The organism is Echinicola marina (assembly GCF_020463795.1).
GTDB classification, from domain to species: Bacteria; Bacteroidota; Bacteroidia; order Cytophagales; family Cyclobacteriaceae; genus Echinicola; species Echinicola marina.
The window spans coordinates 818162-835567 of the sequence record NZ_CP080025.1; the positions used below are offsets into that span (position 1 = coordinate 818162).

Annotated in this window: 12 protein-coding genes; 4 read left to right on the forward strand and 8 right to left on the reverse strand. The window is 39.3% G+C overall.

Going from position 1 to position 17406, the window contains the following annotated elements:
- The first annotated feature begins 71 nt into the window (after positions 1-71).
- The 3 genes from porW to uvrC all read left to right on the forward strand — a co-directional run bounded on the left by porW (position 72) and on the right by uvrC (position 6865).
- Entirely contained in the window at positions 72-2675 is a 2604-nt protein-coding gene (porW, locus tag KZP23_RS03435; RefSeq protein WP_226334731.1) for a type IX secretion system periplasmic lipoprotein PorW/SprE, read from the forward strand.
- 4 nt (positions 2676-2679) lie between these two features.
- The gene (locus tag KZP23_RS03440) at positions 2680-4992 is read left to right on the forward strand and encodes a penicillin-binding protein 1A (RefSeq protein ID WP_226334732.1); all 2313 of its coding nucleotides are present in this window, start codon (positions 2680-2682) and stop codon (positions 4990-4992) included.
- Between the two features lie 79 nt (positions 4993-5071).
- Positions 5072-6865, forward strand: coding sequence for an excinuclease ABC subunit UvrC (gene uvrC / locus KZP23_RS03445; protein ID WP_226334733.1), 1794 nt, complete (start codon positions 5072-5074; stop codon positions 6863-6865).
- A gap of 49 nt (positions 6866-6914) precedes the next feature.
- On the opposite strand, the gene porN is transcribed toward uvrC, so the two are convergent.
- From porN to KZP23_RS03485, 8 genes are all read right to left on the reverse strand, one after another.
- On the reverse strand, positions 6915-7736 hold the full coding sequence (gene porN, locus KZP23_RS03450) for a type IX secretion system ring subunit PorN/GldN (RefSeq protein ID WP_226334734.1): 822 nt from the start codon (positions 7734-7736) through the stop codon (positions 6915-6917).
- 44 nt (positions 7737-7780) lie between these two features.
- Positions 7781-9382, reverse strand: a complete 1602-nt coding sequence (gene porM / locus KZP23_RS03455) for a type IX secretion system motor protein PorM/GldM (protein WP_226334735.1) — start codon at positions 9380-9382, stop codon at positions 7781-7783.
- A gap of 38 nt (positions 9383-9420) precedes the next feature.
- Positions 9421-10233 carry a type IX secretion system motor protein PorL/GldL gene (gene porL / locus KZP23_RS03460; protein WP_226334736.1) on the reverse strand — a complete coding sequence of 271 codons (813 nt, stop codon included), beginning with the start codon at positions 10231-10233 and terminating at the stop codon, positions 9421-9423.
- A 58-nt stretch (positions 10234-10291) separates the two neighbouring features.
- Positions 10292-11386, reverse strand: coding sequence for a T9SS ring complex lipoprotein PorK/GldK (porK, locus tag KZP23_RS03465; RefSeq protein WP_226334737.1), 1095 nt, complete (start codon positions 11384-11386; stop codon positions 10292-10294).
- Positions 11387-11502: 116 nt separating this feature from the next.
- Positions 11503-12480 (reverse strand): PorP/SprF family type IX secretion system membrane protein, encoded by a 978-nt coding sequence (locus KZP23_RS03470; RefSeq protein WP_226334738.1) that lies wholly within the window; start codon positions 12478-12480, stop codon positions 11503-11505.
- A gap of 80 nt (positions 12481-12560) precedes the next feature.
- On the reverse strand, positions 12561-13334 hold the full coding sequence (locus KZP23_RS03475; protein WP_226334739.1) for a uroporphyrinogen-III synthase: 774 nt from the start codon (positions 13332-13334) through the stop codon (positions 12561-12563).
- Positions 13335-13381: 47 nt separating this feature from the next.
- The gene (locus KZP23_RS03480; protein WP_226334740.1) at positions 13382-14491 is read right to left on the reverse strand and encodes a DUF4271 domain-containing protein; all 1110 of its coding nucleotides are present in this window, start codon (positions 14489-14491) and stop codon (positions 13382-13384) included.
- Positions 14492-14494: 3 nt separating this feature from the next.
- Positions 14495-16228, reverse strand: coding sequence for a BamA/TamA family outer membrane protein (locus KZP23_RS03485; protein ID WP_226334741.1), 1734 nt, complete (start codon positions 16226-16228; stop codon positions 14495-14497).
- 50 nt (positions 16229-16278) lie between these two features.
- Here KZP23_RS03485 and hemW point away from each other — a divergent pair, with 50 nt between their 5' ends.
- Positions 16279-17403 carry a radical SAM family heme chaperone HemW gene (hemW, locus tag KZP23_RS03490; protein WP_226334742.1) on the forward strand — a complete coding sequence of 375 codons (1125 nt, stop codon included), beginning with the start codon at positions 16279-16281 and terminating at the stop codon, positions 17401-17403.
- Positions 17404-17406: the final 3 nt, after the last annotated feature.

The window sequence follows — 17406 nt, forward strand, 5'->3', positions numbered from 1 at the left end:
CTAATTTGGGATTTTATAACAATAATGAAAATGCGAAAGTGAGAAATCATTCCTATTTATTCATCTTTTTAATGATCATCGCCATTGGGTGCTCCTCTCAAAAAGACACTTTTACCAATCGCTTATACCATAACGTAACGGCTCATTTCAACGCCTATTTTCTTGCAAAGGAAAAAATTAATGAAGCTGAAAAAAAATTCACCGAAGCTTACCAAGAAGATTATAGCCAAGTACTGCCTGTATTCTTGCCCATTGATAGTACTACAGTGGATCAAAATGAAGAAACTTTAGAAGAGGCCCGTGAATTGGCCGCCAAGGCTATCGATTGGCACCGGATCAGTAACTGGGTGGATGACAGCTATTATCTCATTGGATTGATAGATTATTACGAGGCCCAAACCGACGATGCCATAAATACCTTCAAATACCTTAACGTAGAGAGCAAAAACAATGAAGTCAGACATAGGGCCCTCGTTCAGTTGTTGAGAATCTTTATAGATCAACGAAAATTTGATAATGCAGCATATGTCATTGATTTCCTTTCCAAGGAAGAAGAAATTAGTAAAGAGAACAAAAGGCTCCTTTACAAAACCTTGGCCTATTATTATGAGGTAAGAAACGAAAAGGACGGCTTGATCGCTGCCTTGGAAAAGACATTGGAACACACCTCGGATTCCAAAGAATCCTCTAGACTGTATTTCACTTTGGCACAGTTATACCAAAGAGCAGGCTTCGATGCACAAGCTTATTCCTATTATCAAAATGCCAAGGATGGCAATCCACCCTATGAAAGGGCATTTTTCGCCCAATTGTACTCTCAGCAAGTTGCGGAATTAGAAAAAAGTAAGGATTTCAAAAAAGTACGTGCCTATTATGATGAACTGTACAAAAACAGAAAAAACATTGACCTAAGAGATGTAGTGCTTTATGAAAAAGCCCTGTTTGAGCTAAAGCAAAATCAAACAGCTGAAGCTATCCGGCTCCTACACAAAGCAGCACAAGAACAGGGAAAAAACAATAAACAAAAAGGCTATATCTATCAGAAATTAGCTGAAGTATATTTCGATCAAAAAGAAGATTACCAATCCTCCAAATACTATCTAGACAGTGCTTTACAATATTTCAAACCGACAGACAACAGCTATAATGCCCTGCTAAACAAAAAAGAAGTCCTGGATAATTTCACCTTCAACTATGAAATCATCCAAAAAAACGACAGCTTAATTGCCTTAAGTCGCTTAAGCCCTGCACAGCAAGAACAAATCGCAGACAAATACCTCGAAAGAGAAGAAGCCAGGCTTTTGGCTGAAGCTGAGAAAAAAGCCGACAAAAAAAGTGCAAGTATTTTCAATAATCTCTTGGCTTTCGGAGGAAATACATCTGTAGCTTCGTTTTATTTTGACAATCCTACCGCAATACAGCAAGGGGAAATTGAGTTTTTCAGAAGCTGGGGAAATAGAGCCCTTGCTGATGACTGGAGAAGAAAGTCCAGTGGTTATCAGGCTGGCGCTGGAATCGGCAATACCGAAACAAGCACTGATACTGTGGAGACCAAAGACATAAGTGCCCAAATCAGTTCTTCACTCCCATCCAAAGAAAGCCTACTGGCCAATATTCCAAAAGACGAAAATGCCATTGCGCTACTTAATGATGAATTGGAAAATGCCTATTTTGAACTAGGAAAAGTATTGTTTTTCGATTTGTCAAGGCCGGATATGGCAAGGGAATACTTGCATGACCTTATTCAAAAATATCCAGATTCGGATAAGATGCCAGAAGCATATTACACTTTATACTTAATAGAGCAAGAGACGGGGGGCAATGCAGATTACTATGCCAATAAATTAAACAAGGAATTTCCATCATCTCCTTTTACCAAGTCTGTCAACAACCCTGTGGATAAGTCTTCAGGCACCATTGCCAACAAAAATGCTTCAGCAAATTATAGCAAAGCTTATGATCTCTATCTATCAAGTGACTATATGCAGTCGAGGCAAATTATCCGCAGCACCCTGGACAATTATCCTCTAACCCCGGTAACAGACAAACTATTACTGCTTGACATCATGGTCACAGGAAAAATGGATGATCGGGAAATCTACCAAAAAAGATTAGAGCAATACATAAGCACTACCAAAAGTGATGATTTGGAAAAAATGGCAAGGAATATGCTTATAGCCTTGACAGGCGAAACAGAAACTGAACAGACAGCCAACAAAGACAAATTGGCCACTACAGATTCACTAGCCAATCAAGATCCAAAACCAGAAGCAACAACGAATACAGATAGTCTCAAAAAAGAAACTATTTATAAACTAAACCCTGACCAAACGCATATATTTATCTTGGCAGTAGCTCCAGAGCAAATCGATAAATCAAAAAATCTAACTGCCGAAATGGAAAATTTTCATAACAAGAACTACCCCAATTCAAGATTGAGGACGGGCAGTTTAGCATTTACAAGGGAATATGCTATTGTTTTGGTAAGTCCTTTTTCCAACGCAGCCAAGGCATTGGATTATAGAAATAAGTTCTTAGCAGAATTTAATTCACAAGCTTTATCAGAGGAAATAAAAAAGAGTAGTTTTGTAATTTCATTAGAAAACTTTCAACAGTTAAACAAAAGGAAAGACATCGCGGAATATGAAGCTTTTTACAAAGCTTCTTATCAATAAAGTCATGAGTAAAAAGAAACAAACCACGAAAAGTAGCAGTTTTGCAGGTAAGATAGTGAAGTCACTTTGGATTATTTTTTTTGTAGGACTCTTGAGTCTTGTAATATTTATATGGTCAGTAAGTGTTAATTTTTTGGGATTATATGGGGACCTTCCTGATTTTAAAACACTAGAAAATCCCGATAGCGAACTAGCATCCGAGTTATATTCAGCAGATGGAGTATTGCTAGGGAAGTACTACAGAGAAAATCGCTCTCCTGTAAAATACAATGAGCTTTCGCCCAATTTGATCCAAGCATTGATGGCTACGGAAGACATTCGTTTTGAAGATCACTCAGGTATTGATTTAAAAGGATTGGCCAGGGTATTTTTCAAGACCATCTTACTTGGACAAAGTAGCGCAGGTGGAGGAAGTACACTCAGCCAGCAAACAGCCAAAAACCTATTCAAAACCAGGGGAGCAGAATCTCAAGGGTCACTCAGCAGCATACCCGGTCTCCGCATGCTCATTATAAAAACCAAAGAATGGATAGTAGCGACCCAACTGGAAAAAGCTTACACTAAGGATGAAATCATTACTATGTACCTGAACACTTCAGAGTTTGGAAGTAATGCCTTTGGCATCAAAACTGCAGCCAAGACTTTCTTTAACAAAGCTCCAAAAGATCTTGCTGTTCAAGAATCCGCGGTTTTGGTAGGACTCTTCAAGGCCCCTACTTATTATAGCCCGGTTTATAATCCTGACAACTCTCTTAGGAGAAGAAACACGGTGCTCAACCAAATGAGAAAATATGATTACATCAGTAATGCAGAATATGATTCTATTTCTTCCTTACCTCTTGAACTGGACTATAATGTAGAAAGTCACAACCGTGGTCTGGCCACTTATTTCAGAGAAATTGTTAAAGCCGACCTGATCAAATGGACTAATGAAAACTTAAAGGTAGACGGTAAACCATACGACCTGTATGGAGATGGATTAAGGATTTACACTACCATTGATAGCCGTATGCAAAAATATGCAGAAGAATCAGTGGATGAGCATATGAGGGAACTTCAGGCCAAATTTAAGCAAGAACTTAGAGGAAGAGAACCATGGATTGACAGTAATGGCAAGGTGATCCCTAACTTCCTAGAAACCATGATCAAAAGGACCGAAGCATATCGGGTATTAGCCAATAAATATGGGGCAGGTTCCGATTCAATTGACATAAAGCTCAATGAAAAGAAAAAAATGAAAGTCTTTTCATGGGAGAAAGGTGAAATCGATACCCTTATGAGCTCCATGGATTCCCTAAGATATTACAAGACCTTTCTTCAAACTGGTTTTGTCTCCATGGACCCCCACACTGGACACATCAAAGCTTGGGTGGGTGGTTTAAATCACAAGTACTTTAAATATGATCATGTTAGAGAAGGAAAAAGACAGCCTGGCTCCACCTTTAAGCCTTTTGTTTATGCTGCAGCCATTGAAAACGGCTATAGCCCTTGCTATACCGTAGTCGATCAGCCTGTAGAAATCAATATCCCCGGCCAACCAGCTTGGATACCTAGCAATGCGGATGGAAAATTCTCTTATGAAAAAATGACTATTAGGCAGGCCATGGCAAGGTCTATCAACTCCATCACTGCTTATATGATGAAACAAATAAGTCCTGAGGTAGTAGTAGAAACAGCACATCGATTGGGTGTCACCAGTGAACTGGATCCTGTACCGGCATTGGCGCTAGGAACCAGTGATGTTTCTATATTAGAGATGGTAGGAGCCATGGGTACTTTTGCCAATAAAGGAGAACACATTAGGCCCTATTATATCGACAGGATTGAAGACAAGAATGGCAATGTTTTACACCAATTCCCAGCTAGGAAAAAACCAGCTATGAGCGAAGAGCATGCCTATCTGATGCTACATATGCTTATGGGAGGCTTTGAGGAAACAGGTGGTACTAGCCAAGGCATTCCGATGAGTCTAAGAACAGACAATGAATTAGGAGGAAAGACGGGGACTACACAAAATGCATCAGATGGCTGGTATATTGGACTCAGCAAAGACCTGGTTAGTGGTGTTTGGGTTGGAGGTGATGATCGTGCTGTACACTTTAGAAGTTGGATTAGTGGTCAAGGGGCCAGAACAGCCCGCCCTATCTGGGTCAAATACATGACAAAGGTTTATAACGACCCCAGCTTAGGAATCACCAAAGGTCCATTCCAAAAACCTGAAAGACCGTTAAGTGTTGAGCTGAACTGTAACGAATACAATCTTAAAACAGATGACTATTCAGACTTTGATTACGATAGAAGCAGCAATGATTTTTAAGCAAGCTATTCTATAATTGACACTTTAAAAAAGTTAAAAACAGCTCGCGTCGGTGAGCTGCTTTTTTATATTTGTTATTATGCAAACACCATCATACAATCGTGATGAATATCTGAAACTTCCCGATTCACCCGGAGTTTATAAATATTTTAATGATGAGGGGACGCTTATCTATGTGGGCAAGGCCAAAAGCTTAAAGAAAAGAGTAAGCAGCTATTTCGTAAAAAGTGCTGGTCTCAACCTCAAAACCAAAAGAATGGTCAGGGAAATCAATAAAATAGAGTTCACCATGGTGAACTCCGAATTTGATGCACTTCTTTTGGAAAACAACTTGATAAAAAAATCCCAACCCAAATACAATATCCTACTTAAGGATGACAAGACATATCCATACCTGCTATTAACCAATGAACACTTCCCCCAAATCTACCCAACTAGAAAAATAATCCCATCCAAAGGCACCTACTATGGCCCTTTTGCAAGTGTAAAAGCCATGAACAATGTCTTGGAATTAATTAGAAGCCTGTTTACAATAAGAACTTGCAAACTTGACCTCAACCCTTACAAGATCGCCGAACAAAATTACAAGGTATGCCTGGAGTACCATATTGGCAACTGTCTAGGCCCCTGTGAGGCCCTTCAGAGTGAAAAGGACTATATGAAGGATATAGACCATGCCAAGAACATCCTCAAAGGAAACTTAGGGATTCCAAGGGCCTTCTTTAAAGCAAAAATGCAAGAGGCCGCGGAAAACCTACAATTTGAAAGGGCGCAGCGATTTAAGGACAAATTGGAATTGCTGGAAAAATACCAGGCCAAATCCCTTGTAGCTAATCCCCAAATCACCAGTTTGGATGTTTTCACTGTTGTTTCGGATGAGAAGTTCGCCTTTGTAAATTACCTCAAAATTAAAAATGGCGCAATTCATATAACCAAAACCGTAGAACTCAAAAAGAAACTGGATGAAACTGATCTGGAGCTATTATTAACAGCACTCTTCCGATTAAGAGACCAATTCCAAAGCGACTCCAAAGAAATCATCAGTAATATCCCCCTTGAAGAACCAATTGAGGGACTGCACTTAGTCGTTCCAAAAATTGGCGATAAACGTAAATTAATTGAGCTTTCCCTTAAAAATGCCATGTATTACAAAAAGGAAAAGGCATTACTAAGTGGCAAGGCCAAAGAAAAAAAGAACCGTGTCCTCATCCAACTCCAGAAGGACCTGTCTCTCAAAGACATTCCCGAGCACATCGAATGTTTTGACAACTCCAATATCCAAGGAGCCTATCCCGTTGCCAGCATGGTATGCTTTATCAATGGCCAACCTGCCAAAAAAGAATATAGACATTTCCATGTTAAAACAGTGGTAGGTCCGGACGATTTTGCAAGTATGACAGAAATAGTCGGAAGACGTTATAAGCGCTTCTTAAATGAAAACAGGTCATTGCCTAACCTGATAGTAATTGATGGCGGTAAAGGCCAGCTATCAGCTGCTGTGGAAGCCATGAAAGCTATTGGCATCTACGGACAGGTCCCTGTTGTAGGAATTGCCAAAAGACTTGAGGAAATTTATTTCCCTGAGGACTCTTATCCTTTGCATATCGATAAAAAATCTGAGTCCCTTCGCTTGATCCAAAGAATAAGAGATGAAGCCCACAGATTTGCGATTACTTTCCACAGGGATATTAGAAGTAAGGATGCCTTTAAAACAGCACTAGATGAAATCGATGGCATAGGCCCTCAGACCAGCAATAAACTGCTCAAACATTTCAAGTCTATCAAAAATATCAAAGAAGCCAAGGAAGAAGAAATCATTGAATTAATTGGTAAAGACAAGGGAAATAAAATAATAGCATTTATAAAAAAATAGAGGCTGTAAATATTTACAGCCTCTATTTTTTTATCATCTACCTTAAGAATTACCATTCCCAAAGGCTATTTTCAAATTCCAACAGATCATACTCAAACTTCAAGCCATTGAGATAGGCCTGTAATTCCGGATTTGGATGTGTAGGATCTACCAAATCCGCTATCAAGGCATCATCAGCATTAGAGAATTTCCTTACCACAGATTTAAACAATCTCAAATCAAATGCTTGGCTATAGGACAAATCTTTAGAAGTATTCTTAAAATTTATCCATCTCGCCTCAGGATGGTCCTTAAAATATTCATAGAAATCTTTATACCTGATATAAGCAATGGTTTTCTGTCCTGCATTGGAATTGGTCTCTGAAGGCATCACCAAGTGGATATATTTCACATCAAATTTCACTTGGGAATGATGCTTATCAAAAAGAAAATCCTCTTTCAGATCCAAATAATAAAGGTTTTTCACGAAAATACTATCGCCATTGGCAGCAATCCAGAAATTATTCTGGAAATCAGCTATAGAAAGAGGTTCTGTAAATTTCTCATCTGCAAACACCTCAATAGCATTTTCCTCTACCACAGCCTTAAAAATATTGTTGATGATACCATTTCTCTTGGTATCTCCAGTACCATAAAGAGGATGGTTATATTTTTCTCTCAGATCAATCCTTCTCCAAACACCTATCTGATACATTTTGTCATCCTCCCTGATTGGGTGGGCAGAAAAGACCGTATCTATCTCAAACTGCCTATCTCCATAGCTGGAAGGGTCAACACTGGTTGCACCCGCTCCTTGGCCAAGGACTTCGGCCCCACTTGCCATAACAAGTAGAACCAGCAGCGATCCAAAGATTTTATTAAATAGTTTCATAACAATATTTTTTGCTCTTCAAACTTAAGCGTCTCAGCTCTGAATTACTTAATAGCAATGCTCATAATTTCATTCTGAGTACTCCTAATTTTATTACCTCTAAAATTCGTTCTAGTCACCTCAGTCACCTGAATCACCAATCTATCTCCTGTTCTAGCCGCTGCTAGCAGATTTCTGATAGAAACATTTTCACCAGTGATATTCACCTGATCCCTTGGCACTTCATTTCTTAACAATTTGACAACTCCACCAGTCACTTCAAATTTGGCGTCTTTAGGCATCGTTCTTCCAAAGGTTGGTTCTGGAATAGCTTTGATCATCAAAGTCGAAGGACCCGGAGCAGGGTATGGAGTACTTAAATCAATTTCGCCCCTAGCATCAAAAGGTCTAATTGTCGGCGCAGGAACTGGCCTAATATCATAGGTCTTAGTACCTATTTTCACTCCACCACTGCTTACTCCAATATTTACCTTTCCAGAACTTCCAGGAATGATAGTTACATCACCTGGTTTGCTCCCTTTGATTGCCTGTCCATTACTGATGGCAAATTCAGGAGCATAATTATTACCCAAAGCAGGTACCTTAATACTCAATTCATTCGCACATTCTGCATACAACTGCTGAATGGCTTCTGCAGTAACTTCAATAGTTGGATTAGCCACATAATAATCATAGGAATATGGCATTACACTATCCGTACCATTGATATTGATCACCACCTCACCAGTAAATGTCTTTTTGGCCAATCCTCTGTCATCATAGCTACCAGCAGGAGTTACAGGAAAACTAATTTGACCAAAGCCATTTTCTACAGGAATTTCAGCTCCATTTGCCGTCATTTTTGGCTGTACAGAAGAGGATGAAGAAGCGATAAACAAACTCCCTTCGAACTTAGTACCTGCAGCTACAATATTTGAATTAGCTGAAACCATTGGCTCAAATACATCCGACTTGAAATAAAACGAACCCAAAGAGCTAGTTATTGCTGAAAGTGCCTCAGATTCAATATTCAAAACCTCATTTTGATATTGACTGATAATCGCTAGTACCGCCCCTACTGGAGATTTTACGAAATTCAAGTTCACGAAATCCTTATAACTAACATCGGGATCATTTTTGAACAAATCGATCTCATTGGCATCCTTAGCAATCTTATCAAAGGTCAAGGGAATATCCAAACCACTTAATATAGCTGAAACCTCTTCAGGATATGCATTGAGCCTTTCCTGCATTTCATAGCCCTTCTTATTGTTATTAAAGATATTACCTGGAATATCAGTATTCTTTAGGGCACTATTCTGAAACTGTCCTTCATCATTCAGCGCATTGGAGCTGGTGATAAGTTCCTGCTTTAAGCTTTCCAAGTAAGCAAAGACCTCTGCCGTCTTTTCCCTTACTTCTTGAGCTGCTGCTACCTTAGGAACATCTTTAGCATTATTGCCTTGCTGTTCCACCGTACTTTGTATTGAACTTACTGTAAATTCATTCTTTTGAATATAGTTCTTGGAAGTTCTCTCCAATCCATCATTCAACAAAATGAATTTTTGTAATATTTGATTACTTACTTGCAATGCCAAAAGAGCAGTCAGAACGAGATACATCATCCCGATCATCTTCTGCCGTGGCGTTTCTTTTCCACCGGCCATATATCCAGTTAAATTAAAGTTCTAAGAAAAATTTAACCTCAACCCTTCATGGCAGTCAACATACCACCATATACATTGTTGAGAGAGCTAACATTCTTGTTCAATTTAGCCAGTTCAGCTTTGAATGCTTCAGTTTCTTTACCTGCCTCATTCAAGCCTTCCATAGCTGCGGTAACGTTAGAATAGAATTTATTAAGAACTTTAACATGACTGTTAGCATCCTGCAATTCCAATTCATAAACTGCATTCAATGCAGATAGATTTTTGGTTACAGCTACGACCTGTCCATGATACTCTTTTGCATCCTGGGATGCGGAAGACATTTCAGACAAAGCTGCTGCTGTTTTACTGTATGATTGGTTGATATCAACTAAAGTTTTTGATGCAGCTTTCACATTCTCTGCGTATTCAGAAGTGGCTACAGCCGCATCAGATACCTCACCCATCTTCTCTGTAGACTTGGCCAACTTATCCAATCCTTTCCCTAAGCTTTCGATTAACTCAGGCCCCACTTTAGCATCAGACAGCATTTTATCCAATTGTTGTGAAACACCATCGCCTGTACTGGCCACAACTCTACTTTTACGTCCCTGTGCTGGAGCACTTTCATCTTCCAATTCAGGGTAGACTTTGCTCCAATCAAGCTCTTTTGCTTTGGGTTCAAAAGCAGATAGAAAGAAAATAATGGCCTCAGTTGAAAGCCCCACACCGATCATTAGTGAAGCACCTGTCCAATCCAAGATTTTAAACATTGCCCCTAAAATTACTACTGAGGCACCAATCCCATAAATTTTTGGCATAACTGAGCCATAAAACTTATGAGCAAATGAATTTCCGTTATTTGTTGACATAGATTTTAAAAGTATGGTTTTTTAATAGTGTGTGTGTGTAGTTTAATAATATGAGTAATTAACGTCTTCTTCTTTTAGATGCCCTTACGTCCATAGAACCTGATCTTCCTATAAAAGTCATGACCGTTCTAAAGCCAATATGTGCTGTTTTTACGTCTTGATACTCGTAGGTTCTGGTACTAGTTTCCAAATAGTGGGCAATATCTTTCCAAGAGCCACCTCTGACTACTTTTCTAGATTCATTTTCATCTTCATATCTCGGATCCAAATCCCAACTCAAAGCACTGCCTGCAGGATTATATGCATCTATTACCCATTCTGCCACATTTCCTGACATATTATAAATTCCGAAATCGTTAGGGGCATAAGTGTCAACTGGTGCCGTATATGCAAATCCGTCATCTATATAATTACCTCTACCAGGTTTGAAATTGGCCATTAAACAGCCTCTTCTGTTTTTCAAATATGGACCTCCCCAAGGGTATTTGGCTATTTCTTTACCTCCCTTGGCAGCATATTCCCATTCAGCTTCAGAAGGCAATCTAAAGCGAGGCATATCATATTCCGACTTGTCATTGGCATTCATATGATAAGTTTTCCACTCACAAAATTTCCTTGCTTGCTCCCAACTGATTCCTACCACTGGATAATCGTCAAATGCAGGGTGCTCAAAATAATATTCCATCAATGGGTCTCCATAATGGTGGGTGAAACTTTGAGACCACACGGTAGTATCCGGAACCAGCTCATCAATATTAAATTGAGGAGGGTCCTTCAAAGTTGTAGGGGTAGATAAGGCCAACTCGCCCATTTTTACCGCTTCTAAAAATTGACGATATTTATTATTGGATACCTCATACTTATCCATATAAAACTCCGATATCGTCACCTGCCTGTTCAGAGAGGATTTACTGACAGCAATATCCTCATCTGCTTGGCCCATCCAAAAAGTACCTGCTTTTACGGGCACCATCTCATGGGGCAAAACCTGCTGCCACCCAGATCGGTTCGGCACACCCGTTACCTCACCAGACCTGTTAGCTTTTTCACTTGCTGAGCCTTTACTGCCAAAAAGACCGCAACTCTGCAGAAGTACTGAAGCTATCAGCATCACGACTCCTGTCAAAAATCGTGAGTTTTTTTTTCTGTACATATAAGACACTTTAGTTGACAATTCCCAATTTTCTAGACACACGTCTATTTACCAAGATCGAAATTTAACAGAAAATACCAAAAAAACGCAACGAAAGCACGAAAATAAATGATTTATTAAAATCTAAATCTAGGTGTTCTTTGTATGGCTTTCTGTAAATTCCGTGTTATAGTTGGCAAATTATACGACAACATAAGTTCATGGGAACTAGGTGATTTTGCTTCGTTCCCACCAACTACCAAATCAAATGCATACCCTAATCGAAGGGATTTATCTTTCAATAATTGATAACCTAAAAGCACGGATACGGATTCTTCTCCTCTATAGGCCAAACCACCGCTAACTTTATCATTATGTGTGGCTATAACGCTAATATCATAAGAAAAATTATTCAAGCCAACAGTTTTAACTAATAAACTTGGCTTAAATCGTATTTGCGCAAAGGTTTTAAATTCGTAGCCGGCCATTAAGTAACTGTGGTTTTTCAACGTATTGTCAAAGGTACCATCTCCAAAATCAAAACTAGGCTCATTGATATTCCTACTACTTAAACTCAGATAATAATTGGCTGTTTTATACAGTATACCTGCTCCAAAATTAAAGCTCATCTGACTTTCATCACCAGATACCGGCACATTGGGATCTGGGTTCACCAAATCCAACTCTCCATATTTGATGGTATTGGAGAACACGCCACCAAACAGCCCCAAACTCAAAGTTCCCTTTCTGATATTTTTATGATAAGCCAAAGAAATGTTCACATCTTGACTGGTGGTAGGACCTATATCGTCATTGACAAATGACAATCCCCAACCAAAGGGTTTATTGGAAAACCTTCCTGTCGCCGTCAGCAATTGGGTAGTGGGCGCGCCACCTTGCCCCGTAGAAGTAGTATAGCCTAACCACTGACTCCTGTGGAGAGCTGAAAATTGATAACCTCCCTGCAAACCTGAAAATGCGGGGTTATAAAATAGTCGGTTATACATATACTGGGAAAATTGAGCATCCTGCTGTGCATGTGCAGTTTGTCCACTAAACAGTATTATGCTTAAGCTGGAAAAAATAACAAAATAAAGGTAAATTCTATTTTTCATGTGCATCAAAAGTACATTATGCTTAATATAACTAGTCTACACAATTATAATCGAATTTACCCTATAAATGTTAACTTTTTTTAGACATTGTTCACCTTTTTAATATAAAGCTCCAAGGCACCGGTCATGCTAGGCGCATTTGGCATAGGTGCTTCAATGTCCAAGATCAAGTCTTGGTCCCTCACACTCTTGGAAGTTGTAGGACCAAAAGCTGCAATTCTGGTAAACCCTTGTTCAAAATCCGGAAAATTCTGGATCAATGACTTGATACCTGATGGACTGTAAAAAGCCAAAATATCGTATTTGATATCTTTTAAATCTGAAAGATCTGCAGCCACTGTGTGGTAAATGATAGCCTCGGTAAACTCGATATTGTTTTTCTCAAGAAAATCCGGAATATCGTTCTTTCTGATATCGGAACATGGGAACAGGTATTTCTCTCCCTTGTGTTTTTTGAAATAATCAAAAAGATCAGCAGCTGTTCTTACCCCCACGAAAAGCTTTCTCTTCCTGATGACAATATATTTCTGCAAATAATGGGCAGTTTGCTCAGAAATACAGAAATACTTCATGTCCGCAGGCATTTCAATCTTCAGTTCCTGGCAGATCTTAAAAAAGTGATCAATAGCATTTCTGCTTGTAAAAATTACGGCAGTATGCTTCAAAATATCAATCTTTTGCTTTCTAAAGTCTCTGATACCAACGGGCTCGACTTGAATAAAAGGTCTGAAATCAATCTTTAGATTGTATTTCTCAGCGAGCTGGAAATAAGGAGACTTTGTGTCCGAAGGTTTAGGTTGAGAAACCAAAATACTCTTAACCGGCCGAAATCTGTCTTTTGTAGATTTAGTCATTTTGTCTGTTTTCTACTTTTGTTTTCTCTAATCTTTTTTTCCAGGAATCAGCCCAAGACTATCTTGGCCATCACCAAGAAGGGAACCAATTCAGAGCTGCAAATGTAAGAAAATAAATGGTAACTTTTAAATGGGACTTTTTTTAACATGATGTAAAAAAGTCGAAATATGCCCAATAAATACACTAAAAAAAATAAAGACACGGCATAATTCAACACCAAATCCATTTCCGTGAACCCCTGAATATAGAAGACAATAATCACCACAAAACATAATAACATGAGGATAACTAATCCCCGCATCAAATAAAAAAACTGCCTAAAATCCCAACGTTCAATCTGATAAACAGAAGCAAAAAGCTTGATCCACAAATATTTAAAGACAGACAATATCATAAACACCGCTGTACCTGACAGCCAGACAAGAAACAAAAAATTAATATCCCCCTTCAAGTATTTTTCCAAAAAAGGCACTTCGGTAAAATGTATACCAGACATGATGAACAAAGTCACTAGCATACTAAAAACCAAAATATTAAATATCATATCCGATGAAAAAACTTTCCCTCCTGTCCCAGGTTCGGAAAAATCTTCGGAAAAAATAGAAACGGGACGCAAGGCGGTTTTAAACATCAGGGGATAGGTCACTTTGAACAAGGCTATTAAAGCCAAAATGATCACCAATGCCAAAATCAAAAAATCCCTGACATAGTCCTTGATCCTATATTTCGGCCCAGTTGCACCCTCGCCCCCATCTATCTCAATTCCTGTCCTAAAAACTCCTTTTTTAATCGAAATATCTTCCTCCCGGATACCCGACCGGTAAACTTCTATATCTACTTTCCCCGATAATTCAGGAAATTGCCTTTTGAAGGCTGGCAAGGGCAGCAAAAAAGAAGTATCACTTTTGGTATAAAACCACAATTGATTAGCTACAAATACCGCAGAAGAGGTGGGAAATTTCATCTCAAAAGTAGATTTCGGATACCCCTCTACATCAATGGAAACCGAAGCCATGATGGGGCTTAATGAAAACTCATGCTTTTTTACAGTAGTGATATGGGGATTGTAATTCTCCAACACCTGTGCATTAGTTTTGAGAAAAAACAAAAACAAAAATGCCCCTAAAACTATCCTTACCACTGTTTTTATCATCATTACTTAAAACCTCCCTGTATATCCAAAATGTACTTTCGCATAGTTCATGCCTAACTGCTGCTCATTTGATCTTCCCACTCCAAGAATAAACTGAAATGCCCCTTGACCTGTATCCAAACTTAAACCACCTCCAAATGAAATCGGCCTATCTATGCTCCGCTCTCCTATCAATCCATCCTCCACCAACACCGCTACATCCACAAAGCCCATAAAGTAGGACCCATTCTCGAAGTAAAACCTTGGCTCAAAATTAGCATAAACATACTGATTTGCGAAAAAGAAATTCTCATTAAAACCTCTTATACTTCTTAAACCTCCCAACCGGAACATGTCATTCTTCAAAACATTATTTCCTGCAATCTTTCCTGCCCTCAACCTGATCATAGCCGTTAACATCGAAGTCCATCTCCAATAATTCTCAACCGAAAACTCCCCATAATATTGTAAAGCAGCTAAATCAATCCCCTCATAAAGGCTCTCAGGAATCGCTGTATTCATCAGTATTTTCTTGTTTCCAACCGCAGACTCAAAGCTGGCCTGCCAGCCCCGTCTGGGATTATAAATATTATCCAAAGCAAAAAAGCTCAATTGGGCACCATAGCTATTGAACCTAAAGTCCAAAACTTCCGGTAAAGTACTGCTTTCATCCTGCTCCACTGAGACTGACAACAAATCCCCAGATTGCCGCATGGAAAAAAAATTGATATAAAATGAAGAACTTAATTGATGGCCAAGATCAATTCTGAAATTCCTATTGATAAAAGTAGTGTCCTCCTTCAATAAGTAAAAAGAAGCTTTTACATCTATGCCCGATCCTAAAATCATAGGCTCTTCTGCATTGATTCGCAGATTTTGGGAATATTGACTGAGCCTTTGCCAGTGAAGTCCATAATTTCTCCCTCTGCCACTCACATTGAAAAGCTCTAGGTCAAACTGACCTGTAACAAGCATCTTGCTTTTTTCTGTCTCGTTGGGCAATAGACCTATGATCCCATCAATAGTATTTACTTTCCTATCCTTCAGAGGGATATAGACCGTAGCCTCACTATTTTGAAAACTTACTTGGGGATTGTCAGAAATCATAAATGCCTTCTGGAGTTTCAAACGCCGAACCACTTCATCCACCTTATTTTGTACATATACTTTTCCTGGGCCAATCCCCAAATACCTGCCCAAGTAGGCTTCATTCACGTCGGAACTGCCCACCACTCTCAAACTATCAAAACTGATCAGAGGGCCCTGACTCAGATGAAGATTTGCCGAAAATGACTTTCCTTCCTGAGCAATGCTATCTAACCTTACCGTGGCAAAGGGATAGCCGTGGTTTTCATAATGTCCAATAATTTTATCGATCAATACCCGTAACGCTTCAAAATTGACAGGGCGATGATCAAAATTCTTGCTGTTGAAGCCCAGTCTGCTTAGAATTGATAAGGGAATATTGCCTTCTGAAAGGTAAAGCCACTCATATCGCTGACCTGTTTCAACCAGTACCTCTTTAACATTTCCCCTCTTCGTCACAGACACTGTATCAGCCATCAAAAAGCCATTATTTCCCAATGAAACCAGATATTGTTTCAAAAAAAACGCTTGGGCTGCTTCTGTAGAAAAACCCTTCAACTCAGTATGATTAATCCCCCCCCTGACGATCATTTTAAGAGAGAGGCTGTCCTGACCAAAAGTCACTCGAAAAACAGCCCCCAGCAATATTAATAATGTAATGATTCCCTTTTTCAAATAGCCAGACGTTGAAATTACTTACCTTTGTGTGTATAAAAGTAATGATTTTGGCAGGAATATACATTCATATCCCCTTTTGTAAGCAGGCATGTCACTATTGTGATTTTCACTTCAGCACACAGACTGATCTAAAATCAAAAATGGTGGAGATGATCTGTAAGGAATTGGTACTCCAAAAAGACTATCTGGGCAAAGATTGCAGGATCAAAACGATCTATTTTGGCGGCGGGACACCATCGCTATTGAACAAGGAGGAAATTTCGGCCATTCTCCAGACCATAAGCCTTCACTATAATTTAGACCTTGAAGAATTGACCATCGAAGCCAATCCTGATAACCTTTCCCCTGCCAAACTACAAGAGCTTAAATCGCTCCAATTCGACCGCCTGAGCATCGGTATCCAAAGTTTCCACGACGAGGTACTTCAGTTCTACAACAGAAGCCATGATGCCAAAGAATCCCTTAAGGTAATCGAAAATGCGCGAAAGGCCGGTTTTGAAAAGCTGTCCATAGACCTGATGTATGGCTTTCCTCAGGCCAACCACGAGCTTTGGAAAAAAGACCTTCAAACAGCCATCACCCTTGACCCCGGACATATTAGCAGTTATTGCCTTACCATAGAACCAGGAACCGCCTTGGGCAACTGGACACAAAAGGGTAAATTCCTCCCTGCCTCCGAAGACTTTAGCGCCGACCAATTTGAAATCATGCAAGCGTACTTGGAACGAGCCGGATACATTCAGTATGAAATCTCTAATTTTGGCAAAGCCCATGCTTTTGCTGTTCATAATACCAATTACTGGAAGGGTATCCCCTATTTGGGGATTGGGCCAAGCGCCCATTCATTTGACGGCAAAAACAGACAGCATAATATTGCCAACAATGCCCAATACATCAAATCATTGGAAAACGGATCGATCAATTTCGAAAAAGACCTGCTTTCTAGAGAAGACCTGATCAATGAATACATATTGACTTCCTTAAGAACTATTTGGGGAACAGACCTTCAAAAACTGGAAAATCAATTTGATGTATCTCTATTGGACCTACAAAAATCAGCCATTCATGATTTCCAAGAAGACGGATTAATTACACTCAAAGATCAATATTTGGTTTTGACCAAAGAGGGAAAACTTTTGGCAGACTATATCGCCGGAAAGTTATTTCTGTGAGCA